The sequence below is a fragment of the Ruegeria sp. BI11 genome, assembly GCF_056538005.1.
Genome location: NZ_JBQFSM010000017.1, coordinates 12,608 through 39,007 on the forward strand (window position 1 = coordinate 12,608; position 26,400 = coordinate 39,007).

The following is a 26,400-nucleotide window of genomic DNA, read 5'->3' on the forward strand; positions in this document are numbered from 1 at the left end:
CGCTTACACAGGCAGCCCCACAACAAAGCGCGCGCCTTGTGGGTCGGATGTTATATCTGCCTCAGTTGGACGAATATTCTCAGCCCAGATCACACCGCCGTGGGCCTCGACAATCTGTTTCGAGATCGCCAGTCCAAGGCCCGAGTTATTGCCGAAATGCTCGTCGGGACGCTGCGAATAGAACCGTTTGAAGATTTTGGTCAGCGCCTGTTCCGGGATGCCTGGGCCGGTATCCTCGACCACGATCAACACCCGGTTTTCGCGACGCCGCACCCAGACGCGAATGGCATCGCTGTCTTCGCAGAAAGAAATCGCGTTGGTGATCAGATTGACGAACACCTGCGCCAACCGCGCCTCGAGCCCGTTCACGATAATCGGCTGGGACGGCAGATCAGTGATATAGTCGATGCCTTTGGTACGGGCCTCTTCGCCCAGATACTGGCCGATATTGCCCAGCAGCTTCAGCAGATCGAATGGTTGTTCCTCTTCTTTGACCAGTTCGGCATCCAGACGCGACGCGTTCGAGATATCGCTAACCAGACGATCCAACCGCCGCACATCGTGTTCGATAACGCCAAGCAGTTTGTCGCGCTGATCGTCGCGCTTGACCACGCGCAGGGTTCCCACCGCGGATTGCAGGCTGGCCAACGGGTTTTTGATTTCATGCGCCACATCGGCGGCAAACTGTTCGTTGGCATCGATACGGTTGTAAAGCGCTGTCACCATGCCGCGCAGGGCGCGGCTAAGGCGTCCGATTTCATCCGGTCTAGCACTGAGGTCCGGGATGCGAATACGGCCCGGATTGACACCCGTCCCCCGATCCTTGCCCATTTCAGCAGCGGCCGCGAGGTCAGCCAGAGGGTTTGCAATGGTCGAGGCAAGAACAAGGCTTAGGCCGATGGATACCAACAAAGCCACGACGAACATCTGCAAGATACGCTCCTGCGCGCGCCGGGCCAACGCATCGATTTCACCGGCAGGACCCGCCATTGCGACTGCGCCCACTGGCTCTCCGCCCTGCAGGATCGGAGTCGCCGCGACGATAACCGTCTGACCTACGTCATCCTTCACTGCCTCAAGCTGCTTATGGCCTTGAAGCGACAGAGGGATAATTTCCTGCACTCGCTGCGCCAGAGTTGGCGCTTCGTCCGGATCAGAACGGGTGAACACCCGCGACAGCCCAATCCACACGGCGTTCAATGCATCGCTGATCAGAGTGCTACCGGTTTGCACGTCGGCTTCGGTTTTTAACAGCGCATATGTCTGTGGAGAGGCCGAAACCCCGCGCGTCCAGCCGATCAGTGTTCCATCTGCGTCGTAAACAAAGACTTCGCCGCCGTCTGGCAGGCTGAGCCCCGCAAGCGTGTCCTTAACGTCCAGTGCGGCAGCATTCTGCGAATTTGCTGACAGGTTCTGACGCAGCTGTGCCTCGAACACATTGCTGACAAGCTGCGCATCACCGATCAGGTTGCGTGCCGACTGCTGGACCTGCTCTTCGCGGGAGTCATCAAGATACAGCAACCCCGTCACAAGGATCACAAGGGCTATCAGGTTGAAGGTGATGATCCGACGCGCAAGCGGAGAACCCCGCAGCGAGAACATGTTGCGACGTCGGCGCGACGCCCGAAGCTCGGCCGAATCCGGGTCTTGCGGGATGACCCAGTCATCCCCCAGAACGACGTCACCGTCGCGCAACTCGCTGGCTTGTTCCGTATCGCGCACGAGACCCGGTTACCCCTTCTCAGTGGTCACGATTATTCTTCGTTATACCTGTAGCCGATGCCATACAGCGTTTCGATCGCCGAAAACTCGGGATCTGCGGCGCGCATCTTCTTGCGCAGACGTTTGATATGGCTGTCGATGGTCCGGTCGTCGACATAGACCTGATCGTCATAGGCAACGTCCATCAGCTGATCGCGGCTTTTGACAAACCCCGGACGCTGAGCCAGCGCCTGAAGCAGCAAGAATTCAGTCACGGTCAACGAGACATCCGCACCTTTCCAGCTGACCGCATGACGCAGCGGGTCCATCCGCAGATCACCGCGCTCCATCACTTTGGTTTCACCGGTATTAGCGTTGGTTACGTCGCCCGTTGTCGCCTCTTGCCGCCGCAGTAGCGCACGGATGCGTTCGACCAGAAGACGCTGGGAAAAGGGTTTTTTCACATAGTCATCCGCGCCCATGCGCAGGCCCAGAACCTCATCAATCTCATCATCTTTCGAGGTGAGAAAAATTACCGGCATCTGGGTTTTTTGCCGCAGCCGTTGCAACAAGTCCATGCCATCCATACGCGGCATCTTTATATCCAAAACGGCCATATCGGGAAGTTTCTTGTTGAACGCATCCAGCGCCGCCTGTCCGTCATTATAGGTTTCGACCTCAAACCCTTCGGCTTCAAGTGTCATGGACACGGACGTCAGGATATTTCTGTCGTCGTCCACCAGTGCAATCTTTGACATCGGGTTCACCCCTATTCCTGCTCACCTACGCAATAATACGCTTTTTTGTAAGTCATTGTTGGCGGTTTTGATGCGCCGAATCAATCCGTAACTGCGAATCATGCCATTCTTGCGGCAGCTATGCGGCAAAAATGCCTTGCAGCCCGCAAATTACTGCCCAGATTTCCATCAGGAGATTCTTGGTGGCGCTAAACTTTAACTTGGTGGCGCTAACTGCGCCAAACCGTCCTGTTCATGCCCTAAACGACCGTGATAAGAGGCGCCCAGCCGCCGGATTTTCCGGCACACTGCCCCAAGAGCGCATCCGGCCCTATCGCCAATGCGCCGCCACAGGAGAAGACACACATGACATCTGGACGGGTTAACCCGCAATTCCGCCTCGAAGATCAGGGCATCGAGGGTCTGGGCAATGTCTATTACAACTTCATGGAACCAGCGCTGATCGAAGAAGCGCTGAAGCGCGGCGAAGGCACACTTGGCATTGGCGGGGCCTTTCTGGTCACCACCGGCAAGTTCACCGGTCGCTCGCCCAAGGACAAACACGTCGTTAAAACTGAAAGCGTCGCTGACACCATCTGGTGGGAAAACAACGCCGAGATGACCCCAAAAGGGTTCGACGCGCTTTATGAAGATATGCTGGCCCACATGAAGGGCCGCGATTACTTCGTGCAAGACCTCGTCGGCGGAGCAGACCCGGCCTATTCAATCAACGTTCGCATGGTTACCGAGCTGGCCTGGCACAACTTGTTCATCCGCCACCTACTGCGTCGTCCAGATCGCGAAGATCTGGACGAATTCACCGCGGATTTCACCATCATCAACTGCCCTAGCTTCAAGGCAGACCCAAAAAAGCACGGCTGCCAGTCCGAGACAGTGATTGCGCTGAACTTTGACCGCAAGATGATCCTGATCGGTGGAACAGAATACGCGGGCGAGAACAAGAAATCCGTGTTCACCCTGCTGAACTATATGCTGCCTGAAAAAGGCGTGATGCCGATGCACTGCTCGGCCAACCACGCGGTCGGCAATCCAGTCGACACAGCTGTGTTCTTTGGCCTGTCCGGCACCGGAAAAACGACCCTATCGGCCGACCCAGAGCGTACATTGATCGGGGATGACGAGCACGGCTGGTCGGATCGCGGCACCTTCAACTTCGAAGGCGGCTGCTATGCCAAGACCATTAATCTGAATCCTGAGGCCGAGCCGGAAATCTACGCGACAACCAGCAAATTCGGTACAGTCATCGAGAACATGGTTTTCGACCCCGAAACCAAAGAACTGGATTTCGACGACGACTCGCTGACGGCAAACATGCGCTGCGCCTACCCGCTCGAGTATATCTCGAACGCATCCAGCAGCGCCTTGGGCGGTCACCCAAAGAACATCATCATGCTGACTTGTGATGCGTTTGGTGTTCTGCCTCCAATCGCGCGGCTGACCCCGGCGCAGGCGATGTATCATTTCCTGTCGGGCTTCACCTCGAAGGTAGCCGGGACCGAGCGCGGTGTTACCGAACCTCAGCCGACATTCTCGACCTGCTTCGGCGCACCCTTTATGCCGCGTCGTCCGGAAGTTTACGGCAACCTGCTGCGCGACAAGATTGCTCAGCATGGTGCGACCTGCTGGCTGGTGAACACCGGCTGGACCGGTGGCGCCTATGGCGTTGGTTCGCGGATGCCGATCAGGGCGACCCGCGCGCTGTTGACGGCAGCACTGGACGGTTCGCTGCGTGATGCCGAGTTCCGCAAGGATGCCAACTTTGGCTTTGACGTGCCAGTAACCGTGCCCGGTGTTGCCGAGGTTCTGCTGGACCCGCGCCGCACATGGGATGATCAGGCCGCATTCGACAAACAGGCTGAGAAGCTGGTGAAGATGTTCGCCGAGAACTTTGAGCAATACCTGCCCTTCATCGACGACGACATCAAAGCCGTTGCAATCGGGTAAATGGACAAGGGGGCAGTATCGCCCCCTTTTTCTTTGAGGGGACTCTCGAAAAATTACTCTACCTGCAGTTGCATAATGCAGGTGCCGCGAACAAATGCGTTGCCCGCTATGCCTGCCTGGGGTAATTTTGGAACCATTGTAAGAAATAAGCCCGGCGCTTGCGCACCGGGCGGAAAGTGAAAAGACCTTTGGGTGGCTCAAACACACTCTCACATCAGCACGTTGAGCAACCTAAAAACATGACTAGTGTAGGCTAAAGGGGATGAGTGTCAATATGAGACTTACTGAAATTGTTTAAGAATTCAGTATTTCGCATTTTTGTCGCAGAGCAGCGGCAACGGGCACGAAGAATGACAGGTAGAATATGACCGAAATCTCAAAACTAACCGAACTGCGTAAACTGATGCAGAGCATGGAACGGACGCTGGGCCTTGAACAGCTGTCTCCGGTTGAGCGCGATATTTATTACGCCGCCGAAGAACTGTCCAAATCTGACGACGAAGTACGCACTTTTGGGTTGATCGAACATACGTTGGTGCAAAGTGTTTCGCGCCCGACATTCTTTCGCGCGCTGAAATCTCTGGTGCAGAAAGGGTATCTGTCGCAAAGCGGTACCGCCAACCGGGGCCGGTATATCGTACATGCCCCCAAGTGATGCCGCATTCCTGCGCACAGGTGGCTGATCAACGTGCGCAGGTGGGCTACTGACACGCTCTATGCCTCATTGGCTTATGTCGTCGCATCGTACCTCACATTCGAGGTTCTGATGCCACTACAGAACGTGTTCTTTCCGGAATACCCCAGTCGGGCCAGTCTTTTGTTTCTTCCGCACGGGGTGCGGGTTCTATCAGCGTGGCTGTTGGGATGGCGGGCAATTTTCGCCCTGTTGCCGGGTGTTTTCTTGGTTTTTGCCTTTCTAGGTGGCAGCGATGTGTTTCTGCCAAGCCGATTGTTGGCAATGGTCATAGCCGTCACCACCGTGCCTGCTGTGTTTTACCTGTGTAAATGGGTGGGCTGGGATCTGTTTCCCCGCGCTGATCGAAAACCTTGCTGGTCCTGCGTCATGGGCGTTGGGATCGTCACGTCCTTCTTGGTCTCCGGGCTGACCAACATGGCCTTTGGCAGCGCTCGGGTCGAATATGTCGCCTTTTTGATCGGCGATATTTCGGGTCTGTTTTTCTTGATGTTGGGATTGTATTTTGCCTTCCGGTTCGCGGACAGCCGCAGTTAACCCATCAATCCTCGGCGCAGCAAATTCACACCCGCGACTAGCAGGACCAGCAACGTCACCTTGCGAAACAACGCCTGATCAATTCGCGATTGCAACTGCAAACCGGTCCACATCCCGAACAAGGCCGGCGCGATCAGAGCAGCCGAGAAAGGTGCCGTCTCGGCCCGCAAGATGCCCGACCCCAAATGCGCCAGCATCAGCGCCACAGCCCCTAGCCCATAGATCACACCCTGAACGCGCATCTGCACAGCTTTCGGTGTGTTCAGCGCGGTCAGATAGGCCACGGTCGGCGGCCCCCAGACACCGGACATTCCCCCGACAAACCCTGCAATCGCACCGATGCCCACCTCGACGCGAGCTGATTGCTTGCTGAGGGTCAACCGCATTCCCAGTACCTGAAACAGCGCGAAAGCCGTGACCGGAAAGCCGATCATCAACAGAAACGTTGACGCGGGCACGGAGCTGACAACCTGCGCGCCCAATAGTAGGAACACCAATCCCACCGTCAGAAAGATGCGAAACTGCTTGATTGCGGACACGGCAGCCGGGACGCCCTCTCGCAAGGCCTGAAAACTGTTGGTTACCAGCGTCGGCAGAATCAGTCCGGCGATCGCCATATTGGGTGGCAGGAACATACTCAGACCCGAAACCAAAATCATTGGCATGGCAAATCCGACCATACCTTTGACCCACCCCGCCAAAAAGGCGACGGCGGCGGCCAGCAACAGGTCTTGCGGACTGATCAAAGAAAACAACGTCATGCGCCCCTGATAACACTCTTAGCGCGCGCTGCACTGCAAAATCGTCCAAGTAATTTTCGAACTTTTTCACTATGTAATTCGTATTTTTGTTGCGCTGCACGTGCAGCATGGTATGACCAGACAATACCACAGAAGGACGTGATTCATGGCCCATGACGGACAAGATATGACCCAGATGACGACATCCTCAATTTTGCCCGATCTTCTGACGCTGACCCGTGCGGCCTTGCCTGCGGTGGAGGCCGTATTCGAACGCGCCCGCGCTTCGGTTCGCGAGATGGTCATCGAAGAAGGCCGGGTCTCTGGCGCGTTGATCGAGGCACACCAGACCGCTGCCCACGGCCTTTCCTGGCTGGCAACTTACAATCAGTCTTTACAGCAGATGCAACGCTGGGCCGATGCCCTGGATGCTGAGGGCAAGTTTGGCGAGATGGAGCAGCTGCTGCACCAGATCGCCTTTGGCGAATACCTGCATCAGGTCGCGGGCGGTATTCCTATGAACCAGACCGAGGTAGTGCGTCTACAGGATATGGGTCTTGGCTGGGACGCGCTGTCTGGTTTCCAATGCAGCGAGATACAGACGCTGATGACGCAGGCCAATTCTCAGGCCGCCCGCACGCGGCTTGTGGCCTTGATGGAAGATCAGGCCGGAGCGACCATGTTCGGTGCGTCAGGTCTGGACGAAGAGCTTGAGATGATCCGCGATCAGTTCCGTCGCTACGCGCAGGAAAAGGTCGAACCATATGCCCACGACTGGCACCTTAAGGACGAGCTGATCCCGATCGAGATCATCGAAGAACTGGCCGAGATGGGGGTTTTCGGCCTGACTATCCCAGAAGAGTTCGGTGGTTTCGGCCTGTCCAAAGCCTCGATGTGCGTGGTGTCCGAGGAGCTGTCGCGCGGCTATATTGGTGTCGGTTCGCTGGGCACCCGGTCCGAGATTGCGGCTGAACTGATCATTGCCGGCGGTACCGACGAGCAAAAGGCCAATTGGTTGCCTAAGCTGGCCAGTGCTGAAATTCTGCCCACCGCCGTTTTCACCGAGCCGAACACTGGGTCGGATCTGGGCAGCCTGCGCACGCGCGCCGTTAAAGATGAGAACGGTGATTACAAAATCACTGGCAACAAGACCTGGATCACCCACGCCGCCCGCACCCATGTAATGACCCTGCTCGCGCGGACGAACCCCGACAGCACCGATCACCGCGGCCTGTCCATGTTCCTGGCTGAAAAAACACCTGGCACTGATGAAGACCCCTTCCCCACTCCCGGCATGACTGGCGGTGAGATCGAGGTACTGGGCTATCGCGGCATGAAGGAATACGAACTGGGTTTTGACGGTTTCCACGTCAAAGGCGAAAACCTTCTGGGTGGCGAAGAGGGCAAAGGCTTCAAACAGCTGATGGAGACCTTCGAATCCGCTCGCATCCAGACCGCTGCTCGCGCCATCGGCGTGGCGCAAAGCGCGCTGGATATTGCAATGCAATACGCGCAGGACCGCAAGCAGTTCGGCAAGTCTCTGATCAACTTCCCGCGTGTCTCGGGCAAGTTGGCGATGATGGCGGTCGAGATCATGATCGCGCGTCAGCTGACCTATTTCTCGGCCTGGGAAAAGGATCACGGCCAGCGTTGCGACCTTGAGGCCGGCATGGCGAAACTACTGGGCGCACGCGTGGCCTGGGCGGCTGCAGATAACGGTCTGCAGATCCACGGCGGCAACGGTTTTGCACTAGAGTACAAAATCAGCCGCGTCCTGTGCGACGCGCGCATTCTAAACATTTTCGAGGGGGCTGCCGAAATTCAGGCTCAGGTCATCGCACGACGACTGCTGAGCTGATCATGTTCGGCACGCCCGTTTCCCCAACTGACCCGGCCTCTGTGCCGGGTCTTTTTCTTTTTGGTATCGGTTGTGATCCGCTGATGGCGAACTTCCCCTTTGATCTTAGTAGCGAACCCGGTTAGAGCATCCTGCGCTCAAAAAAGAACGGCACAAAGAATGAACAGACGACTTTTCGCACTGTGTGCGGTTCTAACGGCCATCATCCTATGCGGCTGCGCCACCAAACAGCCAACCGTCAGCCAAAACGATATCAACGATCTGGCAACAGCCATCCAGTCCCTTGGGCCAGAGGTCGATCCGGCTGAGGCGCAAGAAGCCGCCGCGATTGCCTATACCTATTCCCGGCAATTGAAGCAGGACTGGAATGTCACCGACTCGGCCATTGTCCACAACGCCAAGGTCATCAACGGCTTTCGCGAATTTGGGCTGTGTAATGATTGGGCCCAAGCCATGACCCGGCGCCTGCAACAGGAAAACTTCCAAACGCTAGACCTGCATTGGGCCACCTCACCGCCGACTGCGTTCCGGATCATCCACCACTCGGCCCTGATCAGCGCCAAAGGGGATTCGATGTATGACGGGATCATCCTGGACCCGTGGCGGGCTGGTGGTACGCTGACCTGGGCCCCGGTGCGGGAAGACACCAAGTACAACTGGCGTCCTCGCCTGGAAGTCCGGGAAGAGCTGATAAGCGGCGAGAACCCTTACTAACGTCGGTTCCGTCCACCCAACGGTTGCGTTAAGACCGTCCCATGACACGCCTGATCCTTACCCTTCCCCTTCTGGCCCTGTTCCAATGCGACAAGGGCGAAACCGTCGCCGCCTATGGCGCAGCCGATCAGACGTGGGCGCTGCAGGAAATCGACGGCCAGTCTTACGAGGCCAGCGCTCTGCTGCGGTTTCCCGAAGAGGGCAAGATCGCAGGCAACGCCCCCTGCAACAGCTACAGCGGCACTCTGAACGCCCCTTATCCGTGGTTTGAAGTTGCAGACCTGACCGCGACCCGCGCCGCCTGTGCCGGGCTAGAGGCCGAAGGGTTCTATTTCGCCGCCCTGATGACCATGACACAATCCGAAGTATCCGGAGACGTGCTGATCCTGCGCAATGAGGACGGGCACGAGATGGTGTTCACAGCCGTCGAGTGAACTGATCCACAAACCGCGCTCGCGCTTCGGGCAACGGATGATGTCCCAGCGACGGGGCTAGGCGATGCTCCAGAAAATACCCTGTCGTCTGCAAACCAGCCGCAATCTCAGTATCCGGCGCAGCGCCTTCTCCACGCAGGCAGGGAGGCAGAGGCAGCAATTTTTCCGCCCATTCCCCTGCCCCTTCGCTGCTAACCGCCCGGCCGGTTTTAGGAGAGACATAAACTAGCCCCTCGCGCGCGCCGGTCACAGCGCAGGCGGACAAATCAAGCCCGAACCCCAGTTCCTCCAGCAGCGCTAGCTCCCACCGCAGATAGGCCAGCGGCCAGATTTCATCCTGACCCAGCAAATCCATTAGCTGTTCTGTCTGTTTGTAGATGGCCGAGTGCGGCTCCCGTTCCGGCAAGCAAAAGGACAACAGTGACACAACAGCGTTCAACCCAGCCAGCGCCATCCGCCCCGAAAACGCAGCAGCTGCACGGGACCGCAGGGGTTCAACCTGAAACGTACCGATATGCTCTTCCAGCCGCGCCCGCCAAAGGACGTCCAACTGCGCCCCCGGTTGCAGAATCGGCGCGGTCTTTCGGCTGGCACCCCCGCGCACGACACCGGCATGGCGACCGTGGCCTTCGGTAAAAACCTCGATAATCGCTGCCGTTTCGCCGTGGCGACGCGAGGTCAGAAGGATGCCGTGATCACGCCAATCCAAAGGGGAACTCCTGATGAGTTACAGAACTGTTTGGCCACAAGACCGCAACACCCGACCATACGCAAGATGCATCCCGGACGTGACACAACTATCCAAACATCCCCAGAATTTCCTACAAATGCTATGATCGGCAAAACCGGCGGGCCGCCGGGACAGGTTCATTGATTGATTTGAACGGGATACGCCCCGGACACAGACAGGAGCACGCCATGAAGACCCCCTTTTTCACCTCGCCTTCCAACTATCCTGAACCCCTGAACGTGCTGGGTGACAAAATCATGGTGCTGGCACGGTTAGAGCAGATCGGGGACTATGCCGTGACGCTCAACTACGGCCACGAAGGTAACGGCCCGCCACCCCACACGCACCCGTGGGATGAAACCTTTTTCGTGGTCAAAGGCGAGGTCGAATTCGTCATGGACGGAGAGACCAGAAGCGCCCCTGCCGGTACACTGGTCCATTTCCCTGCCGGGACAGTGCACAGCTTTAAATTCGGACAAGGCGGGGCGCATCTGCTTGAAATCTCCGGCCACGGTTCACGCGCCATCGAGATGTTCGCCGACCTCGATCGCGAAGCACCGGGCCCTGTTCAGGACGGCGCCAAGATTGCCGAGGTGGTGCGTAAAACAGGCGTGGAACTGGCTGGATAAGAGTGGTTTCTTTTGCGCGTCAAATGGCAATTGTCAGGACGGCTCCAATATCCCCCCGATTTTAACGCACAAATTAGGTTCAGAAGTATGCCGTGATCGCACTAGGCCAATCCCGGTCCTCTATAGGTGCATGATTTCGGAAGATATTCGCAGGTCGGGTGATCTAGAGGGAAAAACTGAGCCAGAAGGGCAATTAGAACCTTACCCTGAATGCAAATCCAACCAATGGTGCCGTGTCGTAATTCTGGCGACTGAGTTCCGAACCATTTGCATCGTCCAACGTCAAACGGCCATCCAACTCAGCCCCTGCAAAGACGTTCAACGAAACGCCAGGGTTAGGACTGTAACCGAACGCCAGGACAACAGGGATACTCTTGTCTTCACCCACCCCGTCCGGAGCCAAGCCATCTCCATCCAATCGAAACCGTATTCTTTCGGAGCGAGCTGAAAGTGACAGGGTCATTTCGTTATTTAGCGCGTAGCTGAGCGTGAGTCCTGGACCTTGCGTAGCACCAATCCCTGAGCCTGTGTTCAAGTTCCAGCGATCGTTTATATCCCAATCCACCAACAAGGCTGGGAAGAAATCGATATCTTCATCTTCCAACTGCGAAAACACGCCAAATGCTGGGCCGATGGTAAGACGCTCACTTAGCTTCCATGCGATACCCGCAAATGCTCCATAGGTACGTCCGTCCGAGGCAGTTGCGCCGCTTTGATAGTCCCATCTGATCTGTGGCGATACAAAGGCGGTTGCTGTATTTCCAACCCGAAACCGCACTGGCAAGGAAACGCGAATGTCTCGGATATCTTCCCAAGGCTGGTTATTCGCTTCGCTGAAGTTGTAATCGAACCTACCAAAGCTAGCCGACACCCCAACGGAGTTCCCTCCGTCCATGTTATAAAGCGCGGTGGTTCGCACAAAAGCACGGCTTGCCGAGAACTCTCCACCTCCACTCAAACTCGCATCGCCCTGGAAAGCAGCAAGCCCGTCAAGTTGATAGATCCAACCCAATCTGGGCTGCGCCGCCGCGGAAATCGCTGTGCAAACCAAGAGCAAAAAGGCAAGACGGCAGGCCAACAAGAAGGTTTTCATAAATTCCAAACTCTTAGGAAGGGGGCAAAATTCCAGATAGCATTTCAGTGTGCAGGGTGTTACGCAAAATAGAAATAGATTGTTAGACTTTGTCCGCCAGAGCAAGCTGCAGTTAATCCAACCCTTCCTCCCCAAGAAGATGCCGCCCCTGCCGGTCTTCTACCTCAATCACCCAAAGGTCAGGGTCAAAGCTGCGCTGGCGTTGAATGGCTTCATCCACATCCATTTCCGCACCGCTGGAGAGTTCGACCCATTTACGCTCTCCACTCATCAGGTCAAAACTGCGTTGAAAGGCCACTGCCTGACCGTCCAGCGTGTTGAGCTTAACCAGCACCGCACCGGCCGTGTCATCCCCGTGGGCCACAATAAAGGCCGGGATCTCCTGAAACCGTAACCGTGCCAGATAGGCGTGGACCCAGAATTCAGCCGTCAGGCGCGTCATGCGTTGCCGTCTTTGAAATCCAGACCCATTTCCGAATAGCGCTCGGATTCTTCCAGCCAGTTCGGGCGCACCTTGACCTGCAGGAACAGGTGGACTTTGCGGTCGAGAAATTCTTCCAACTCCGCCCGCGCGGCCTGGCTGACGGCCTTGATGGTCTCACCACTTTTGCCCAGCACGATACCCTTGTGGCCATCACGCATGACATAAATGACCTGATCGATCTTGGCGGACCCGTCTTTGCGTTCCTCCCAGCTCTCTGTCTCGACCGTCAGTTGATAAGGCAGTTCCTGATGCAGGCGCAGGGTCAGTTTCTCGCGCGTCATCTCGGCGGCGATCATGCGCAGGGGCAGATCGGCAATCTGATCCTCGGGATACAGCCACGGCCCCTCGGGCAATTCAGCAGCCAGCCATTTGCGCAGATCATCTACACCATAGCCACGCTCGGCCGAGATCATGAAGGTTTCGGCAAAAGAATAACGCGCGTTCAGATCGCTGGTCAGTGCCAGCAGTTTCTCGGATGGCACCTTGTCGATCTTGTTGATCGCCAGCGCGATGGTCCGGCCCTGCCCGATCTCTTCCAGACCTTCGAGGATGCGCTCAACCCCTTCGGTGATACCGCGATGCGCCTCAACCATTAGTACGACTACATCTGCATCCGATGCCCCACCCCATGCGGCAGCAACCATGGCACGGTCCAGACGACGGCGAGGTTTGAACAGTCCCGGCGTATCGACGAAGACCAGTTGCGCGTCATCCTCCATCGCCACGCCGCGAATGCGGGCGCGGGTGGTCTGCACCTTATGCGTCACGATCGAGACCTTAGCCCCCACCATGCGGTTCAGAAGTGTGGATTTGCCTGCGTTGGGCTCTCCGATCAGGGCGATAAATCCGGCGCGTGTGGTCATGTGTGATGCGATCCTGTTTGCAAGTGCGCACCCCTATAGCAGAAAGCCCTCGCGGGCCAGAGGCATTTGTCGCATTGCAGCCATGCGGCCGGAATGGCAAGACCGGATCACGCCACGCCAAACCCAGCCAGGCAATCCTTCTTTTCATGAGGCTGATATGAACCGTCGCGAATTTCTATTGGGCAGTGGTGCAACGGCAGGGGCGTTGGGACTGAGTGGCTTTGGTTTAGCTGCGGGCACGCAGGAACTGGTTATCCAGCCTGCCAGTTTTGCCCTGCGCGATCAGATCACGACCGGCATGGTCAGCCTGTCGCCTGACGCGCCGCCTCCGGTTCTATATGGCAAGCAGGGCGAGGTGATGCGTCTGCCGGTGCGCAATACACTGCCCGACTATACGGCGATGCACTGGCACGGGCTACGGATTCCGAACGCAATGGACGGAGTGCCCTATCTGACCCAAATGCCTATTGGACCGGATGAGGTGTTTGATTATGAATTCACCCCTCCGGACGCGGGCACCTATTGGTATCACCCCCATTGCATGACAATGGAGCAGATGGCCCATGGCCTGACGGGAGTGATGGTCATCGCCGAGGCCGAAGATCCCGGATTTGACAGCGAGCAGGTGGTCAATCTGCGGGACTTCCGCCTGAACGATGACGGGTCTTTCCTGCCTGCTTACACCGCGCGTGGGGCGGCGCGAGCGGGAACCTTTGGCAATGTGCAGACAGCAAACTGGCTGAGCGGGCCAGTCTATGATCACACGGCGGGCAGCCTTGTCCGCTTGCGTGTGGTCAATACGGACACGACCCGTATCTACAAAGTGCATCTGGACGGTGCCGAGGCCCGGATCATCGCCTGGGACGGGCACCCGGTTGAAGTAGTCATCCCGATGCCGAGCGCCGAGGAGCCCTTGCTGATCGGTCCCGGCCAGCGGGTCGATTTTACGGTGAAGATGCCGTTTAGCGAAGGTCAATCCGTTGATCTAATGTCCAAGTTCCCTGGCCAACCGCATCGGTCCATGACCCGCTTGCGTTCGGTCGGCGCGTCAGCATCGCGCGATCTGCGAGAGTTGGCGCCCTTGCCGGTGAACCCTGCAGTCAAACCTGATCTGGCCAACGCCGAACTGCACGAGTTTGTCTTTGGCTGGACGCCCGAGGGAGGTGAGCCGAATAACGGATATTGTGGCTCTCTGGGTTATAATTTCTGGTCAATCAACCGAATGCCATGGCCGGGAGATGCCGCACAAGGGGTTGGTCCACTAGCCACACTAAAACGGGGCAAAAGCTATGTTTTGCGACTGCGTAACGAATCTCCGAACTTGCATCCGATCCATCTGCACGGGCTGGTATTTGTGCCACTGAAATCAAACCTTCGTACGTTACCGCCGTTGCTGACCGACACGATGTTGCTGTTGAAGGACGAAGTGGTTGAGATCGCCTTAGTCGCCGACAATCCTGGAGATTGGGCCTTTCATTGCCATGTGATCGAACATCAAAAGACCGGGCTGACCGGGTATATTCGGGTGATTTAAGAGTCGAGTTGGCTACGACAATCCGGCCGACAGGCTTCTTCCCAACAGCGGGGAGCGCAAGTTATTTCGGCAAATTTTCCAACAGCGCCTTGGCAGCCGCCTGTTCCGCTTGGCGCTTTGAACCCGCCGTCGCTTGAGCTTCGGTCCCGTCCTGCAGACGGGCCGCAATGGTGAAAACAGGGGCATGATCTGGACCGCTGCGTTTGATTTCAACATAAGCCGGTGGCTTCTGTCCCCGCGCCTGCGCCCATTCCTGTAATGAGGTTTTGGCATCGCGCGCATCGGCTTCGACCGTGTGGATCCGATCCCCCCAAAGCGCCAAGATCACATCCCGCGCCGCTTCAAACCCCGCATCGCGGTAGATCGCGGCGATGACCGCTTCCATCGCGTCACCCAGCAGGGCCTGTTTACGGCGGCCACCGGACAGCATTTCCGAGCGCCCCAGTTTCAGCACTGAACCCAGGTCGATCTGACGGGCCACGTCCGCGCAGGCCTCTTTACGGACCAGAGCGTTAAAGCGCGGGGCAAGCTGGCCTTCGGAGGCCTTCTTATCGGCCTCCAACAAAGCCGTCGCCATGACCAGCCCCAACACGCGGTCGCCCAGAAACTCCAGCCGCTGGTTGTCGGGCCGGGTCGAAGACGAAACCGACCCATGGGTCAGCGCGCGCACCAGCAACTCGGGGGTGATGAACTCGTACCCCAAACGCTTTTGGAACGCTTTTATTTCAGCCGACAGCTTCAATTGACAGCCTTGAAAAAACGGTCGCCACGCCATGTCCAGAAGAACAGCATCGACCTGCCAGCGGACGAGAACATGATCCGGTCCGCGCGACCAATCAGGTTTTCATAGGGAACATACCCCACGCCCCCGGCAGATTGCGGCAGGCGGCTGTCGCTGGAGTTATCGCGATTGTCACCCATGAAGAAATAATGCCCCTCGGGTACGGTATAGATGCCGGTGTTGTCCGAACCCTGATTGCCGATGTTCAACACATCGTATGAGACCCCATTGGGCAGGGTTTCTATCAGACGGGTCTTTTCGCAAACGCCGCCAATGCCGACAGGGCCATTCTCGCAGCGCGGACGCAGACGTTGCGGGCCCTGCGGTTCGGCGGTTTCGGTAAAGACGCCATCGGGCTGCTGCGGCACCGGTGTGCCGTTCAGGATGATCTGCCCCTCACGGACTTGAACCCGGTCACCCGGAAGGCCGATCAACCGCTTGATATAGTCGCGACCGGTGACCGGGTGGCGGAAAACGATGACATCGCCACGCTCAGGTTCACCGCCCCAGATACGGCTATTGTCATCACTTTGCATCCAGCCACAAATATCTTCGGCGTCGATGTTCAGGCCAACGCTGGGGATGATCAGGCTTGGGCACGAAGCGTAGGAATAGCCATAGGCCATCTTGTTGACGAACAGGAAATCCCCGATCAACAGGGTCTGTTTCATTGAACCGGACGGAATCCAGAACGGCTGAAAGAACAAGGTACGGAAAACACCTGCGATCAGCAGGGCGTAGACGATGGTTTTGATCGTTTCCCACACGGGATTTCCGGTTTTGACGTCCTCGGCCATACTGCTCTCCGGTCCTTTGGTTGTTGGGGTGCTACATGCGGGGCCGAAGGGGGCAAGTCAAGGCTGCGTGGCGCGATCTTGAAGCGGGCGGGCTTCGATCACCACGAAGGCCTGCGCCCATGGGTGGTCATCGGTCAAGGTGACATGGATGATTGCCTCATACCCGTCGGGTGTCATCTCTTTCAGCCGGTCCGCTGCCCATCCCGTGACATGCATCACCGGCTGCCCGCTACGCAGATTGGTGACGGACATATCTTTCCACGCAATGCCCATGGCCAACCCCGTGCCCAGCGCCTTGGAGCACGCCTCTTTCGCGGCCCAGCGTTTGGCATAGGTACCTGCAGTGTCGTGCCGACGCTCGGCTTTGGCCTGTTCAGTCTCGGTGAAGACACGATTTCGAAACCGGTCGCCGAACCGATCAAGCGTGCCCTGAATGCGTTCAATATTCGCGAGGTCTGTGCCAATGCCGAGGATCACATCACACCTCCAGAACCACGGTGCCCAGCTTTTCACCCGCTTCAACCATCTTGTGGGCCGCGGCAGCGTCGGCCAAATACCCACTAGGCACGACCGCATGGTTCAACGCACCTTGTTCCAGCCATTCACTCAGCTGAGCTTCACCCCTACGCCGTGCAGCCGCATCCAGTTGGTAGACAATCAACATATGCAGGCGGATGTTCTTGAACATGAAGCCATAGAAATCGAGCTCTGGCCGCATCTGCGACACGGATGAATAACTTGCGATGGTGCCACCCGGACGGATCAACGCGTGCGATGCATCCTGATTGGCCGCAAAGTCCACTTCGACAATGCGATCAACGCCCGCGCCATTGGTCATTTCCAGCACGGTCTCTGCCACGTTCTGGGTGCGGTAATTCACAACCTCACTTGCACCAGAGTGCGCCGCTTTTTCCTTTGAACTGACCGTGGTGATGACCCGAGCACCGCCGAGGGCGGCCATCTGACAGGCATAACGCCCCACAGTTCCCGCCCCACCGGTCACCATGATGGTTTTGTCGGCGATCGGTCCGTCAGCGTACAAGGCATACCACGCGGTCATCGCCGGAATCCCAAAACACGCAGCTTCGGCAAAACTGGTGGTGTCAGGAAGAGCAACAGCCTGCTCTGATGGTACAGCGATGTACTCGGCAGCAGTTCCGAATGCGCGTTGCCACTGACCGTTCCAGATCCAAACCCTTTCACCAACACGGGACGGATCGACATCTTGGCCAACGGACACAATCACGCCGGCCCCATCCGAATGTGGGATGACGAGGGGGTATTGCATGACCGCGCCAGGCCGTGCACCACCTCGCAACTTAACATCCGATGGATTGATTCCGGTAGCTTTGATCTGCACAACCACTTCACCCGGCCCAGCCACCGGATCGGGTATGTCAATCAGTTCAAGCACGTCGTCTGCCGGGCCAAAGTTACGATATGTAATTGCTTTCATTACGTTACCTCGTCATCCAGCGTTGCCTATACACTCTGATCAGGCCCGTGCCTCATCCATCAGGCGGCGCATCTCGGCAATGGCAGGAGTGAGGCCGCGGAAGATCGACTCGCCGATCAGAAAGTGACCAATATTCAACTCACGCACCTCGGGGAAGGCCGCGATGGGCTGCACGGTGTCATAGGTCAGACCGTGACCGGCATGAACTTCAAGTCCAAGAGAATGGGCATACGCAGACATTTCGCGCAGTGAGTCCAGTTCACGCGTAGCTTCGTCCATGCGGCCCTCGGCATGGGCGTCGCAATAGGCGCCGGTGTGCAGTTCGATCACTTCGGCACCAATGCGATGGGCGGCCTCGATCTGGCGCTGGTCGGCGGCAATAAAGATCGAAACGCGACACCCCACCTTGCGCAAAGGAGCGATGTAGTGGGCCAGCTTGTTTTCCTCGCGCGCGACCTCAAGCCCGCCTTCAGTGGTCCGCTCTTCGCGCTTTTCGGGAACAATGCAGACCGCGTGCGGTTTGTGGCGCAGAGCGATCTCCTGCATCTCGAGCGTGGCGGCCATCTCAAAGTTCAACGGCACAGACAAAACATCCATCAGCCCGTCTATATCGGCATCCGAGATATGGCGGCGGTCTTCGCGCAGATGGGCAGTGATGCCGTCAGCACCGGCCTCTTCAGCCAGCTTGGCCGCGCGCAGTGGGTCGGGATAAGCCCCGCCACGCGCATTACGCACAGTGGCCACGTGGTCGATATTCACGCCCAGACGCAGGTGTTTGTCAGACATCGCTTGATTCCTTTCCCGAATTCCTGCCCGAGCCTAGAGGGTTTGCCACTGGAACGGCAGCCTTGGTTTCGGCCAAACGTTTGATTTCATCGAATTTCGCCTTGATCCGGGCACGGCGGCGCTGCTGATAGGTGCGTACCACCGGAAGGCTGAGATAGTAGCAGATGAACCCGGCAATCAGCCCCGGAAAAATGCCCCCGATCAGATAGGGAAAGAACACCTCATCATAAAACACACTAAGCCCGCGCCAATCGGCATCGCGGCCCGTAAACATCGCGATGAAATTGTTCTTCAGATCACTCAGCGCCTTGAAAAAGCTATCCATCAGGCCGTGGGTTTCTTCCTCTTCAAAGTCGTCGCCCAAAAGGAAATGGCCCGTTTGCAGGCAGATGACCCCGATAGGCACATAGGTTAGCGGGTTACCGAAGAATGTACCGCTGAGCGAGGCCAGTAAGTTGCCATTGAATATTCTGCTGAGCAGGGCCGCAATAAAGAAATGGAACCCATAAAACGGTGTAAAGGCCGTAAACACGCCCACCCCGACCCCACGCGCGATGCGCTCAGGTGAATCCGGCAGTCTCCGGATGCGGTGTTTGACGTAGTGAAATGCACGGGTCCAGCCGCCGCGCGGATAGACGAATTCCGAAGCGATCTGAATGGGCGAGCGTCGGTCTCGGCGCTTGAAAACCACTCCTGATCACCCCTTCTCAACCAGCCGCAACTGCAGTTTTTTCCCGATCCCGATGCCGTTCAACTGCGGCAACGTCGCTTTCAGCCTCAAGCATAAGCATCAGCGAATGCAGCTGTTCAAGGTCACGCAGCTCGACAGAGATCAAAAGACGGTAAAAATCCGGCTTGCGGTCCACAAATTCCAGGTTCGAGATATTAGCCTTTTTCTCGCCAATCAACGTACAAATACGCCCCAACACCCCGGCATCGTTGCCGATGGTCAGGTCCAGCGTTACCCCATAGACGGCCGGGTGTGTACCCGAATGCCAGTGCAAGTCGACCCAGCGATCAGGCTCGCTTTCGTAATCGGACAGGCGGTCGCAATCGATGGCATGCACGACGACGCCCTTGCCGCGAAAGGTGATGCCGACGATGCGTTCGCCCGGTAACGGCTGACAGCAGGGCGCGCGGTCGAATTTCTGCCCTGGCTCCAGACCGATCACAGCGCGCCGTGGGGAAATGGCATCGCCTTCGTCTTGGGTCAGCTCCGGATAAACGGCGCTGACCACATCATGGGCGGTAAGCTCGGCACTCCCAAGACGGGCTAGTAACTCGTGCCGGTCTTTCAGACGCAAGTGCTTGGCTGCAGTATCCAGTGCCTTGTCGGTGGCCTTGCGACCCACGTGTTCAAACCCCGAACGTGCCAGCTCTTTGCCCAGTTTGATGAACCGTTCGCGGTCCACCTCGCGAAGGGCACGGCGAATGGCGGTGCGGGCTTTGCCTGTCACTGCGATCTCAAGCCAAGTGACCTGCGGGGTTTGCCCATCTGCAGTGATGATGTCCACCGATTGCCCATTCTTGATCCGGGTCCACAGCGGCACGCGAATGCCGTCCACCTTAGCTCCTACACAAGCGTGGCCGATCCGCGTGTGGATGGCATAGGCAAAATCAATCGGTGTAGCGCCGCGCGGTAGTTTCACCACGTCACCCTTGGGCGTGAAGCAGAACACCTGGTCCGAATACATCTCGAGCTTGACAGCCTCGAGGAAATCTTCGTGATCATCCTCGCTGTCGAACTGCTCTGTCAAATTGGCAATCCACTTGGCGGGATCGACCGCAAACGGGTTTTCCGAACGCACACCATCACGATACGACCAATGCGCCGCAACACCGGTTTCTGCCACGTCATGCATCTGGCGAGTGCGGATCTGCACTTCGACCCGCTTACCATCACGCCCAGATACCGTGGTGTGAATCGAGCGATAGCCGTTCGACTTCGGCTGGCTGATGTAATCCTTGAACCGTCCCGGCACAGCGCGCCAGCGTTGGTGGATCGCGCCGAGGGTGCGATAGCAGTCTTCCTCGGTCTGGGTGATGATGCGGAAACCGTAAATGTCGGACAAGCGTGAAAAGCCCTGATCCTTTTCCTGCATCTTGCGCCAGATCGAATAGGGTTTCTTGGCGCGGCCAAAGACTTCGGCTTCAATCCCGGCCTTTTCCAATTCGTGCCGCATGTCGCCGGTGATCCGATGGATCACGTCGCCGGTTTCGCGTTGCAGGGTGATGAAACGGCGGATGATCGATTGTCGGCCTTCTGGGTTCAGTACGCGAAAGGCAAGGTCTTCGAGCTCCTCGCGCATCCACTGCATACCCATCCGCCCCGCAAGCGGCGCGTAGATATCCATCGTCTCGCGCGCCTTGACCACCTGCTTTTCGGGGCGCATCGCCTTAATCGTGCGCATGTTGTGCAATCGGTCGGCCAGCTTGACCAAAATGACCCGCAAGTCCTTGGACATGGCCATGAACAGCTTGCGAAAGTTTTCCGCCTGTTTGGTCTCACGACTGGACAGCTGCAGATTGGTCAGCTTGGTGACGCCATCGACCAGCTTGGCCACCTCATCCCCGAACAGCTCGGACACCTTGCCATAGCTGGCTTTGGTATCCTCGATCGTGTCGTGCAGCAGAGCCGTGATAATGGTCGCATCATCCAAGCGCTGTTCAGTCAGGATGGCGGCAACGGCAACGGGATGGGAAAAATAAGGTTCGCCGGAATGGCGGAACTGACCGTCATGCATCTGCATTCCGAATTCATAAGCCCGGGCGATGCGGTCAGCATTGGTTTTGGGATTATAGTTGCGGACCAGCGCAATCAGGTCGTCAGCAGAAATCATCCGGTCCGCACCTTGCGTAGTAGCTTGGGTTACCCCTGGCCTTGAGCCTCCATCAGAGCGCGCAGCAGCTTCTCTTCCGACATGTCATCCTCGACCGGCTTGTCCGATTCCGCACCCATCAGCAAAGCCATCTGATCTTCTTCCGGCTCGTCCACCTCGATCTGGGTCTGGTTGGCTTCGATCAGACGTTCGCGCAGTTCGTCGGCACCCTGGGTTTCATCCGCAATCTCGCGCAGCGACACGACAGGGTTCTTGTCGTTGTCTCGGTCTACGGTAATCGATGCACCGGCGGAAATCTCGCGCGCACGATGGGCGGCAAGCATCACCAGTTCAAACCGGTTTGGAACCTTGTCTACGCAATCTTCAACCGTCACGCGGGCCATGGGGCGCTCTCCGTTACTGAATCCATGTCAGGAAGACGTTTATCTAAGCGCGAATCCCCGCCTTGACAAGCAGGAAATAACGTCAACCGTACCAATCACAGAGGGGTGACAGCCTCGACATCCCCGACAGGCAGGTCAGCGACCATTTCGGTCACCGTGCGGCCAAGCACCGGGTGCCGCCAGTCTGGGGTCACATCCGCCATCGGAACCAACACGAAAGCCCGGTCCTGCAAGCGTGGATGCGGCAGGATCAATTGCTCGGGTGCCCGCTGTTTCTGCGCCTCGGGCGCCAGGTTCAGCCAACGGTCATATTCAGTTCGATCTGGCAGGATCACGTCGTCATAGCAGACCAGGTCCAGATCCAATGTCCGCATACCCCATCGCTGCACCCGCTCGCGGCCAAATTCATGTTCGACCTCATGCAGCAGTTGCAAGACCTCGCCAGGGGTCTTTTCGGTCTCGATCAATGAGGCGGCATTTACGTAATCCGGCCCGGCCCCGGCAGGGAAACACGGGGTCTCAAAAAAGCGGCTGACGGCGCGAATCACCACCCCCTGACGCAATATCGCGTCAAGTGCCCTTTGAAGTGTCACCCTGGGCCCAGAGTCTCTCAAATTGAGATTTGCTCCCAGTGCGATAACCGCTTTTGACGAAAAATTGCTCATATAACTCCCTATATTCGGCGAATTGCATGCTTGCGATACACTTTAAATGCCCTAATTATAGGCATATCAGCGCGTCGCTTATTTACTAGCTCACTCACCTATCACCCGGCGCCGCTGGTTTGTACCGGAAGGATCTATTTATGTTTTATAAAGACGAACGGCTAGCGCTGTTCATCGACGGCTCGAATCTTTATGCAGCCGCAAAAGCACTGGGGTTTGATATAGACTACAAATTGCTGCGCCAGGAGTTTATGCGCCGCGGCAAAATGCTTCGTGCTTTCTACTACACAGCGCTTCTGGAAAACGACGAGTATTCGCCGATCCGTCCCTTGGTTGACTGGCTGCATTACAACGGCTTCACCATGGTGACAAAACCGGCCAAGGAATACACCGACAGCATGGGGCGTCGGAAAGTCAAAGGAAATATGGACATCGAACTGACCGTCGATGCCATGGAACTTGCACCGCGCGTTGATCATATCGTGCTATTTTCGGGCGATGGGGATTTCCGTCCGTTGATTGCCAGCCTGCAGCGTCAGGGCGTGCGTGTTTCGGTTGTTTCGACCATTCGTAGCCAGCCGCCGATGATTTCGGACGAGCTGCGCCGCCAGGCCGATAATTTTATCGAACTTGAAGACCTGCGCGATGTGATCGGACGGCCTCCGCGTGAAATGCCGATGGAGCCGCGCAGCGTCGCAGCTGCCGGCGGACAATAAGCCCCGGCCACCTATCAAACCGGGGGAAGAAATTGGCGCGGTCAGGGTCTCAGTCCTGACCGCGCCTTTTTTAACAATGAACAGGTGCTGAAACATCTATTGGCTAGCACCGATTCATGTCAGGGAAATGACAAGCTCCTGTCTGGACCAAGGCCGGGAAAAGACTTACCTGTGGCCTATGGAGACCGTAATATGACCAAGCCCCCCCTGACTCTTTACCTCGCTGCCCCGCGCGGGTTTTGCGCCGGTGTAGACCGCGCCATCAAAATCGTCGAAATGGCGCTGCAGAAATGGGGCGCGCCGGTCTATGTGCGCCACGAGATTGTGCACAACAAATTTGTCGTTGACGGTTTGCGCGCGCAGGGTGCTGTGTTTGTCGAGGAACTGGACGAATGTCCCGATGACCGCCCGGTGATTTTCTCGGCCCACGGCGTGCCGAAATCCGTGCCCGCAACTGCGGAGCGACGCGAGATGATCTATGTCGACGCCACCTGCCCGCTGGTGTCCAAGGTCCATGTCGAGGCCCAGCGCCACGCCGAGGCCGGGTTGCAGATGATCATGATCGGTCACAAAGGCCACCCGGAAACCATCGGCACCATGGGGCAGTTGCCTGAGGGCGAGGTTTTGCTGGTCGAAACGGTCGAGGATGTCGCCACCGTTCAAGTTCGCGATCCGGGCAAACTGGCTTTTGTTACTCAGACCACCCTGTCGGTGGATGACACCAAGGACATCATTGCGGCGCTGGAACAGCGGTTCCCGGCTATTGTCGGCCCGCATAAGGAAGACATTTGCTACGCCACTACCAACCGGCAAGAGGCCGTCAAAGCCGTGGCCCCAAAATCGGATGCCTTGCTGGTCGTCGGCGCGCCGAACTCGTCGAATTCGCGCCGTCTGGTCGAAGTAGCTTCGCGCGCCGGGTGCAACTATGCGCAACTGGTGCAACGCGCGACCGAGATCGACTGGCGCGCGCTTAATGGTATCTCTTCGGTTGCCATCACCGCCGGGGCGTCCGCACCCGAAGTGCTGGTCAACGAGGTGATCGACGCCTTTCGCGCTCACTACGATGTCACCGTCGAACTGGTCGAAACCGCCAAGGAAAGCGTCGAGTTCAAAGTCCCCCGCGTGCTGAGAGAACCTGCATGAGGGGCATACCAACGGCCCCGCTTTTTCTTGGGCTGGCAGGACTGATCCCGTTCATCTGGGGCGCGCTGACCTATCTGAACGATGATCTGCACAGCTGGGGTACTCAGATGTTTGGGTCGCGGTTTGTAGGGCCCTATGTTCAGTTGTTCTATGGCTCAGTGATCCTGAGTTTCATGTCTGGTGTTCTGTGGGGGTTCGCGACCAAAACCTCAGGCGGCAAGGCGGCGACCTGCTATGTGCTTTCGGTTTTGCCCGCGCTGTGGGCCTTTGCCAAAACCGGTGGCGGCCCGGTCAGCGCCGGCACTCACTTGATGTACGGATTTGCCGGGGTGCTGGTGCTGGACGCCCTCTTTGCCTATTGGCGGCTGACGCCAACCTGGTGGCTGCGGTTGCGTATCCTATTGACCGCCATCGTAGTCGCCTGTCTGGCTGTAGGAGTGTACCTGTGACCGACGAAAAAACCATCAACGCCTATACGACGCGTGTGGCAGAATACCTGCAGATCCCCCTGCCCCCGGAACAGATTGAGGCCCGCCTGGCCTTTGCTGAGGCTGTTGGCAGCGGTCACATTCTGGATTTGGGCTCGGGCCCCGGATCAGACAGCGCCTTTTTTATGCGCGAGGGTTTGACAGTTCGTGCATTGGACGCAACTTCGGCCTTCGTCGAACACGCTCGGGAAAATGGCGTCGATGCACATCTGGGCACCTTTGACGATGTGACCGAGGTGGAGACATATGACGGGGTCTATGCCAGCTTTTCACTGCTGCACGCCCCGCGCGCGGATTTCCCGCGCCATCTGGCGTCTATTCACCGGGCATTGAAGCCCGAAGGCATCTTTTTCCTAGGTCTGAAGCTAGGCACCGGCGAACACCGCGACGATCTGGACCGCTACTACACCTATTTCTCACAGACTGAGATCGAAGCTGCGCTGGAACAGGCCGGGTTCTCTGTAGACCGGATCACCACCGGCATGGGCACCGGTCTAGCCGGGTCTTATGACGGGTTCATTCTGGTGTTGGCCCATGCCTGAGTTGTTTGCCTATACCGACGGTGCCTGCTCCGGCAATCCCGGCCCTGGCGGCTGGGGCGTGCTGCTGCGCGCAATGAATGGCGACAAAGTCCTGAAAGAGCGCGAGCTAAAGGGCGGCGAGGCCGAGACCACCAACAATCGCATGGAATTGCTGGCCGCGATCAGCGCACTTGAGACGTTGGAGCGCGCCTCGAAAATCACCGTCATCACCGACAGCGCCTATGTGAAAAATGGCGTTACTGGGTGGATCTTCGGATGGAAGCGGAACGGCTGGAAGACCTCGAACAAGAAGCCGGTCAAGAATGTCGACCTGTGGCAGCGGCTGGATGAGGCCCAGACTCGGCACGATGTGACCTGGGAATGGGTCAAGGGCCACGCAGGTCACCCCGAAAACGAAAAGGCCGATGAACTGGCCCGCGCCGGCATGGCCCCGTTCAAACCGAAAAAGACGCAGGCATGAACGGGCTTGCCCTGCTGGACTATGCCTCGGTTCTGGTCTTTGCCCTGACCGGTGCTTTGGTGGCCAGTCGGGCGCAACTGGACCTAGTGGGTTTTGCCTTCATCGCCTGCCTGACAGCGGTGGGTGGCGGTACGGTGCGTGATCTGCTGCTGGACCGTCATCCGATATTCTGGGTCGGCCAGCCCGGCTATATCCTGATTGGGACCGGCGCTGCTGTGCTGGTGTTTTTTACCGCACATCTGGTGGAAAGCCGATACAACCTTCTGATCTGGCTGGACAGTTTTGCCCTATCAATCGCGGTGGCTGCGGGGACTGGCGCGGCGCTGGCTCTAAACCAGCCCGGCGTCATTGTGGTACTGATGGGTGTCTGCACCGGCTGTCTGGGTGGGCTGATGCGCGACGTAGTCTGCAACGAGGTGCCGCTGGTTCTGAAACAAGGCGAACTGTATGTATCTTGCGCCTTTGCAGGCGCAATGAGCGCAGTGGTAGCGGATCGTCTTGGGTTTGATGAGCTTGCTACTCTGGCAGCCTGTGCGCTGATTTGCTGGGCCTTACGGGCGGGATCACTGCTATTTGGTTGGCAGTTGCCCGTCTACAAAAGCCGCCCACCACGGCAATAACTTGATCAGA

Annotated in this window: 30 protein-coding genes; 14 read left to right on the forward strand and 16 right to left on the reverse strand. The window is 57.5% G+C overall.

Going from position 1 to position 26,400, the window contains the following annotated elements; genetic code table 11:
* Positions 1–3: 3 nt before the first annotated feature.
* The gene (locus ACR0DT_RS22820) at positions 4–1,722 is read right to left on the reverse strand and encodes an ATP-binding protein (protein WP_480712969.1); all 1,719 of its coding nucleotides are present in this window, start codon (positions 1,720–1,722) and stop codon (positions 4–6) included.
* Positions 1,723–1,754: 32 nt separating this feature from the next.
* Complete coding sequence (locus ACR0DT_RS22825) at positions 1,755–2,459, reverse strand: response regulator transcription factor (protein WP_480712970.1); 705 nt, start codon at positions 2,457–2,459, stop codon at positions 1,755–1,757.
* A gap of 345 nt (positions 2,460–2,804) precedes the next feature.
* Here ACR0DT_RS22825 and ACR0DT_RS22830 point away from each other — a divergent pair, with 345 nt between their 5' ends.
* The 3 genes from ACR0DT_RS22830 (at position 2,805) to ACR0DT_RS22840 (ending at position 5,634) form a co-directional block, all read left to right on the forward strand.
* Positions 2,805–4,403 (forward strand): phosphoenolpyruvate carboxykinase, encoded by a 1,599-nt coding sequence (locus ACR0DT_RS22830; RefSeq protein ID WP_480712971.1) that lies wholly within the window; start codon positions 2,805–2,807, stop codon positions 4,401–4,403.
* Between the two features lie 364 nt (positions 4,404–4,767).
* Positions 4,768–5,058 carry a hypothetical protein gene (locus tag ACR0DT_RS22835; RefSeq protein WP_170350384.1) on the forward strand — a complete coding sequence of 97 codons (291 nt, stop codon included), beginning with the start codon at positions 4,768–4,770 and terminating at the stop codon, positions 5,056–5,058.
* Between the two features lie 33 nt (positions 5,059–5,091).
* Entirely contained in the window at positions 5,092–5,634 is a 543-nt protein-coding gene (locus ACR0DT_RS22840; protein ID WP_480712972.1) for a hypothetical protein, read from the forward strand.
* Here the strand turns inward: ACR0DT_RS22840 and ACR0DT_RS22845 are convergent.
* Positions 5,631–6,395 (reverse strand): sulfite exporter TauE/SafE family protein, encoded by a 765-nt coding sequence (locus ACR0DT_RS22845; protein WP_480712973.1) that lies wholly within the window; start codon positions 6,393–6,395, stop codon positions 5,631–5,633. The genes ACR0DT_RS22840 and ACR0DT_RS22845 overlap by 4 nt on opposite strands.
* Before the next feature lie 145 nt (positions 6,396–6,540).
* Between ACR0DT_RS22845 and ACR0DT_RS22850 the strand changes: the two genes are divergently transcribed.
* From ACR0DT_RS22850 to ACR0DT_RS22860, 3 genes are all read left to right on the forward strand, one after another.
* Positions 6,541–8,232, forward strand: a complete 1,692-nt coding sequence (locus tag ACR0DT_RS22850; RefSeq protein ID WP_480712974.1) for an acyl-CoA dehydrogenase family protein — start codon at positions 6,541–6,543, stop codon at positions 8,230–8,232.
* Positions 8,233–8,391: 159 nt separating this feature from the next.
* On the forward strand, positions 8,392–8,946 hold the full coding sequence (locus ACR0DT_RS22855; RefSeq protein ID WP_480712975.1) for a hypothetical protein: 555 nt from the start codon (positions 8,392–8,394) through the stop codon (positions 8,944–8,946).
* 41 nt (positions 8,947–8,987) lie between these two features.
* On the forward strand, positions 8,988–9,380 hold the full coding sequence (locus tag ACR0DT_RS22860; protein WP_480712976.1) for an META domain-containing protein: 393 nt from the start codon (positions 8,988–8,990) through the stop codon (positions 9,378–9,380).
* Here ACR0DT_RS22860 and recO read toward each other — a convergent pair.
* Positions 9,364–10,089, reverse strand: coding sequence for a DNA repair protein RecO (gene recO / locus ACR0DT_RS22865; protein WP_480712977.1), 726 nt, complete (start codon positions 10,087–10,089; stop codon positions 9,364–9,366). The two genes, ACR0DT_RS22860 and recO, sit on opposite strands and share 17 nt — an antisense overlap.
* Before the next feature lie 209 nt (positions 10,090–10,298).
* Here recO and ACR0DT_RS22870 point away from each other — a divergent pair, with 209 nt between their 5' ends.
* Positions 10,299–10,739, forward strand: a complete 441-nt coding sequence (locus ACR0DT_RS22870; RefSeq protein WP_480712978.1) for a cupin domain-containing protein — start codon at positions 10,299–10,301, stop codon at positions 10,737–10,739.
* Positions 10,740–10,932: 193 nt separating this feature from the next.
* Here the strand turns inward: ACR0DT_RS22870 and ACR0DT_RS22875 are convergent, their stop codons facing one another.
* The 3 genes from ACR0DT_RS22875 to era form a co-directional block, all read right to left on the reverse strand.
* Complete coding sequence (locus tag ACR0DT_RS22875; protein WP_480712979.1) at positions 10,933–11,832, reverse strand: hypothetical protein; 900 nt, start codon at positions 11,830–11,832, stop codon at positions 10,933–10,935.
* Positions 11,833–11,944: 112 nt separating this feature from the next.
* Positions 11,945–12,274, reverse strand: a complete 330-nt coding sequence (locus ACR0DT_RS22880; protein ID WP_480712980.1) for a DUF1491 family protein — start codon at positions 12,272–12,274, stop codon at positions 11,945–11,947.
* Positions 12,271–13,179: a GTPase Era gene (gene era, locus ACR0DT_RS22885; protein WP_480712981.1), complete on the reverse strand. Its 909-nt coding sequence runs from the start codon at positions 13,177–13,179 to the stop codon at positions 12,271–12,273. Before era ends, ACR0DT_RS22880 begins: the two co-directional genes overlap by 4 nt.
* 157 nt (positions 13,180–13,336) lie before the next feature.
* Here era and ACR0DT_RS22890 point away from each other — a divergent pair, with 157 nt between their 5' ends.
* Positions 13,337–14,713 carry a multicopper oxidase family protein gene (locus tag ACR0DT_RS22890; RefSeq protein ID WP_480712982.1) on the forward strand — a complete coding sequence of 459 codons (1,377 nt, stop codon included), beginning with the start codon at positions 13,337–13,339 and terminating at the stop codon, positions 14,711–14,713.
* A gap of 61 nt (positions 14,714–14,774) precedes the next feature.
* Here the strand turns inward: ACR0DT_RS22890 and rnc are convergent, their stop codons facing one another.
* From rnc to folK, 9 genes are all read right to left on the reverse strand, one after another.
* Positions 14,775–15,455 carry a ribonuclease III gene (gene rnc, locus ACR0DT_RS22895; RefSeq protein WP_480712983.1) on the reverse strand — a complete coding sequence of 227 codons (681 nt, stop codon included), beginning with the start codon at positions 15,453–15,455 and terminating at the stop codon, positions 14,775–14,777.
* Positions 15,452–16,291: a signal peptidase I gene (lepB, locus tag ACR0DT_RS22900; RefSeq protein ID WP_480712984.1), complete on the reverse strand. Its 840-nt coding sequence runs from the start codon at positions 16,289–16,291 to the stop codon at positions 15,452–15,454. Before lepB ends, rnc begins: the two co-directional genes overlap by 4 nt.
* A 57-nt stretch (positions 16,292–16,348) precedes the next feature.
* Positions 16,349–16,768, reverse strand: coding sequence for a holo-ACP synthase (gene acpS, locus ACR0DT_RS22905; protein ID WP_480712985.1), 420 nt, complete (start codon positions 16,766–16,768; stop codon positions 16,349–16,351).
* A gap of 1 nt (position 16,769) precedes the next feature.
* Positions 16,770–17,747 (reverse strand): NADPH:quinone reductase, encoded by a 978-nt coding sequence (locus ACR0DT_RS22910; RefSeq protein WP_480712986.1) that lies wholly within the window; start codon positions 17,745–17,747, stop codon positions 16,770–16,772.
* Positions 17,748–17,786: 39 nt separating this feature from the next.
* Positions 17,787–18,533 (reverse strand): pyridoxine 5'-phosphate synthase, encoded by a 747-nt coding sequence (locus ACR0DT_RS22915; RefSeq protein ID WP_480712987.1) that lies wholly within the window; start codon positions 18,531–18,533, stop codon positions 17,787–17,789.
* Positions 18,526–19,224 (reverse strand): DUF2062 domain-containing protein, encoded by a 699-nt coding sequence (locus tag ACR0DT_RS22920; RefSeq protein WP_480712988.1) that lies wholly within the window; start codon positions 19,222–19,224, stop codon positions 18,526–18,528. The genes ACR0DT_RS22915 and ACR0DT_RS22920 overlap by 8 nt, the downstream gene beginning before the upstream one ends.
* Positions 19,225–19,240: 16 nt before the next feature.
* Positions 19,241–21,373, reverse strand: coding sequence for a RelA/SpoT family protein (locus ACR0DT_RS22925; protein ID WP_480712989.1), 2,133 nt, complete (start codon positions 21,371–21,373; stop codon positions 19,241–19,243).
* A 29-nt stretch (positions 21,374–21,402) separates the two neighbouring features.
* The gene (gene rpoZ / locus ACR0DT_RS22930; RefSeq protein ID WP_170350365.1) at positions 21,403–21,756 is read right to left on the reverse strand and encodes a DNA-directed RNA polymerase subunit omega; all 354 of its coding nucleotides are present in this window, start codon (positions 21,754–21,756) and stop codon (positions 21,403–21,405) included.
* A 95-nt stretch (positions 21,757–21,851) separates the two neighbouring features.
* Positions 21,852–22,421, reverse strand: coding sequence for a 2-amino-4-hydroxy-6-hydroxymethyldihydropteridine diphosphokinase (folK, locus tag ACR0DT_RS22935; RefSeq protein WP_480712990.1), 570 nt, complete (start codon positions 22,419–22,421; stop codon positions 21,852–21,854).
* A gap of 140 nt (positions 22,422–22,561) precedes the next feature.
* Between folK and ACR0DT_RS22940 the strand changes: the two genes are divergently transcribed.
* From ACR0DT_RS22940 to ACR0DT_RS22965, 6 genes are all read left to right on the forward strand, one after another.
* Positions 22,562–23,137 (forward strand): LabA-like NYN domain-containing protein, encoded by a 576-nt coding sequence (locus ACR0DT_RS22940; protein ID WP_058283597.1) that lies wholly within the window; start codon positions 22,562–22,564, stop codon positions 23,135–23,137.
* 192 nt (positions 23,138–23,329) lie between these two features.
* Positions 23,330–24,280, forward strand: a complete 951-nt coding sequence (gene ispH, locus ACR0DT_RS22945) for a 4-hydroxy-3-methylbut-2-enyl diphosphate reductase (RefSeq protein WP_480712991.1) — start codon at positions 23,330–23,332, stop codon at positions 24,278–24,280.
* Entirely contained in the window at positions 24,277–24,729 is a 453-nt protein-coding gene (locus tag ACR0DT_RS22950; protein WP_480712992.1) for a DUF3429 domain-containing protein, read from the forward strand. Before ispH ends, ACR0DT_RS22950 begins: the two co-directional genes overlap by 4 nt.
* Positions 24,726–25,310, forward strand: coding sequence for a class I SAM-dependent DNA methyltransferase (locus tag ACR0DT_RS22955; protein ID WP_480712993.1), 585 nt, complete (start codon positions 24,726–24,728; stop codon positions 25,308–25,310). The genes ACR0DT_RS22950 and ACR0DT_RS22955 overlap by 4 nt, the downstream gene beginning before the upstream one ends.
* Positions 25,303–25,770: a ribonuclease HI gene (gene rnhA / locus ACR0DT_RS22960; protein ID WP_480712994.1), complete on the forward strand. Its 468-nt coding sequence runs from the start codon at positions 25,303–25,305 to the stop codon at positions 25,768–25,770. The genes ACR0DT_RS22955 and rnhA overlap by 8 nt, the downstream gene beginning before the upstream one ends.
* On the forward strand, positions 25,767–26,390 hold the full coding sequence (locus tag ACR0DT_RS22965) for a trimeric intracellular cation channel family protein (protein ID WP_480712995.1): 624 nt from the start codon (positions 25,767–25,769) through the stop codon (positions 26,388–26,390). The genes rnhA and ACR0DT_RS22965 overlap by 4 nt, the downstream gene beginning before the upstream one ends.
* Positions 26,391–26,400: the final 10 nt, after the last annotated feature.

Coding starts and splice junctions, on each gene's coding strand:
- ACR0DT_RS22825 (WP_480712970.1), bottom strand. CDS start 2,459: ATGTCAAAGATTGCACTGGTGGACGACGACAGAAATATCCTGACGTCC.
- ACR0DT_RS22830 (WP_480712971.1), top strand. CDS start 2,805: ATGACATCTGGACGGGTTAACCCGCAATTCCGCCTCGAAGATCAGGGC.
- ACR0DT_RS22835 (WP_170350384.1), top strand. CDS start 4,768: ATGACCGAAATCTCAAAACTAACCGAACTGCGTAAACTGATGCAGAGC.
- ACR0DT_RS22845 (WP_480712973.1), bottom strand. CDS start 6,395: ATGACGTTGTTTTCTTTGATCAGTCCGCAAGACCTGTTGCTGGCCGCC.
- ACR0DT_RS22850 (WP_480712974.1), top strand. CDS start 6,541: ATGGCCCATGACGGACAAGATATGACCCAGATGACGACATCCTCAATT.
- ACR0DT_RS22855 (WP_480712975.1), top strand. CDS start 8,392: ATGAACAGACGACTTTTCGCACTGTGTGCGGTTCTAACGGCCATCATC.
- ACR0DT_RS22860 (WP_480712976.1), top strand. CDS start 8,988: ATGACACGCCTGATCCTTACCCTTCCCCTTCTGGCCCTGTTCCAATGC.
- ACR0DT_RS22870 (WP_480712978.1), top strand. CDS start 10,299: ATGAAGACCCCCTTTTTCACCTCGCCTTCCAACTATCCTGAACCCCTG.
- ACR0DT_RS22875 (WP_480712979.1), bottom strand. CDS start 11,832: ATGAAAACCTTCTTGTTGGCCTGCCGTCTTGCCTTTTTGCTCTTGGTT.
- ACR0DT_RS22880 (WP_480712980.1), bottom strand. CDS start 12,274: ATGACGCGCCTGACGGCTGAATTCTGGGTCCACGCCTATCTGGCACGG.
- era (WP_480712981.1), bottom strand. CDS start 13,179: ATGACCACACGCGCCGGATTTATCGCCCTGATCGGAGAGCCCAACGCA.
- ACR0DT_RS22890 (WP_480712982.1), top strand. CDS start 13,337: ATGAACCGTCGCGAATTTCTATTGGGCAGTGGTGCAACGGCAGGGGCG.
- lepB (WP_480712984.1), bottom strand. CDS start 16,291: ATGGCCGAGGACGTCAAAACCGGAAATCCCGTGTGGGAAACGATCAAA.
- ACR0DT_RS22910 (WP_480712986.1), bottom strand. CDS start 17,747: ATGAAAGCAATTACATATCGTAACTTTGGCCCGGCAGACGACGTGCTT.
- ACR0DT_RS22915 (WP_480712987.1), bottom strand. CDS start 18,533: ATGTCTGACAAACACCTGCGTCTGGGCGTGAATATCGACCACGTGGCC.
- ACR0DT_RS22925 (WP_480712989.1), bottom strand. CDS start 21,373: ATGATTTCTGCTGACGACCTGATTGCGCTGGTCCGCAACTATAATCCC.
- rpoZ (WP_170350365.1), bottom strand. CDS start 21,756: ATGGCCCGCGTGACGGTTGAAGATTGCGTAGACAAGGTTCCAAACCGG.
- folK (WP_480712990.1), bottom strand. CDS start 22,421: ATGAGCAATTTTTCGTCAAAAGCGGTTATCGCACTGGGAGCAAATCTC.
- ACR0DT_RS22940 (WP_058283597.1), top strand. CDS start 22,562: ATGTTTTATAAAGACGAACGGCTAGCGCTGTTCATCGACGGCTCGAAT.
- ispH (WP_480712991.1), top strand. CDS start 23,330: ATGACCAAGCCCCCCCTGACTCTTTACCTCGCTGCCCCGCGCGGGTTT.
- ACR0DT_RS22950 (WP_480712992.1), top strand. CDS start 24,277: ATGAGGGGCATACCAACGGCCCCGCTTTTTCTTGGGCTGGCAGGACTG.
- rnhA (WP_480712994.1), top strand. CDS start 25,303: ATGCCTGAGTTGTTTGCCTATACCGACGGTGCCTGCTCCGGCAATCCC.
- ACR0DT_RS22965 (WP_480712995.1), top strand. CDS start 25,767: ATGAACGGGCTTGCCCTGCTGGACTATGCCTCGGTTCTGGTCTTTGCC.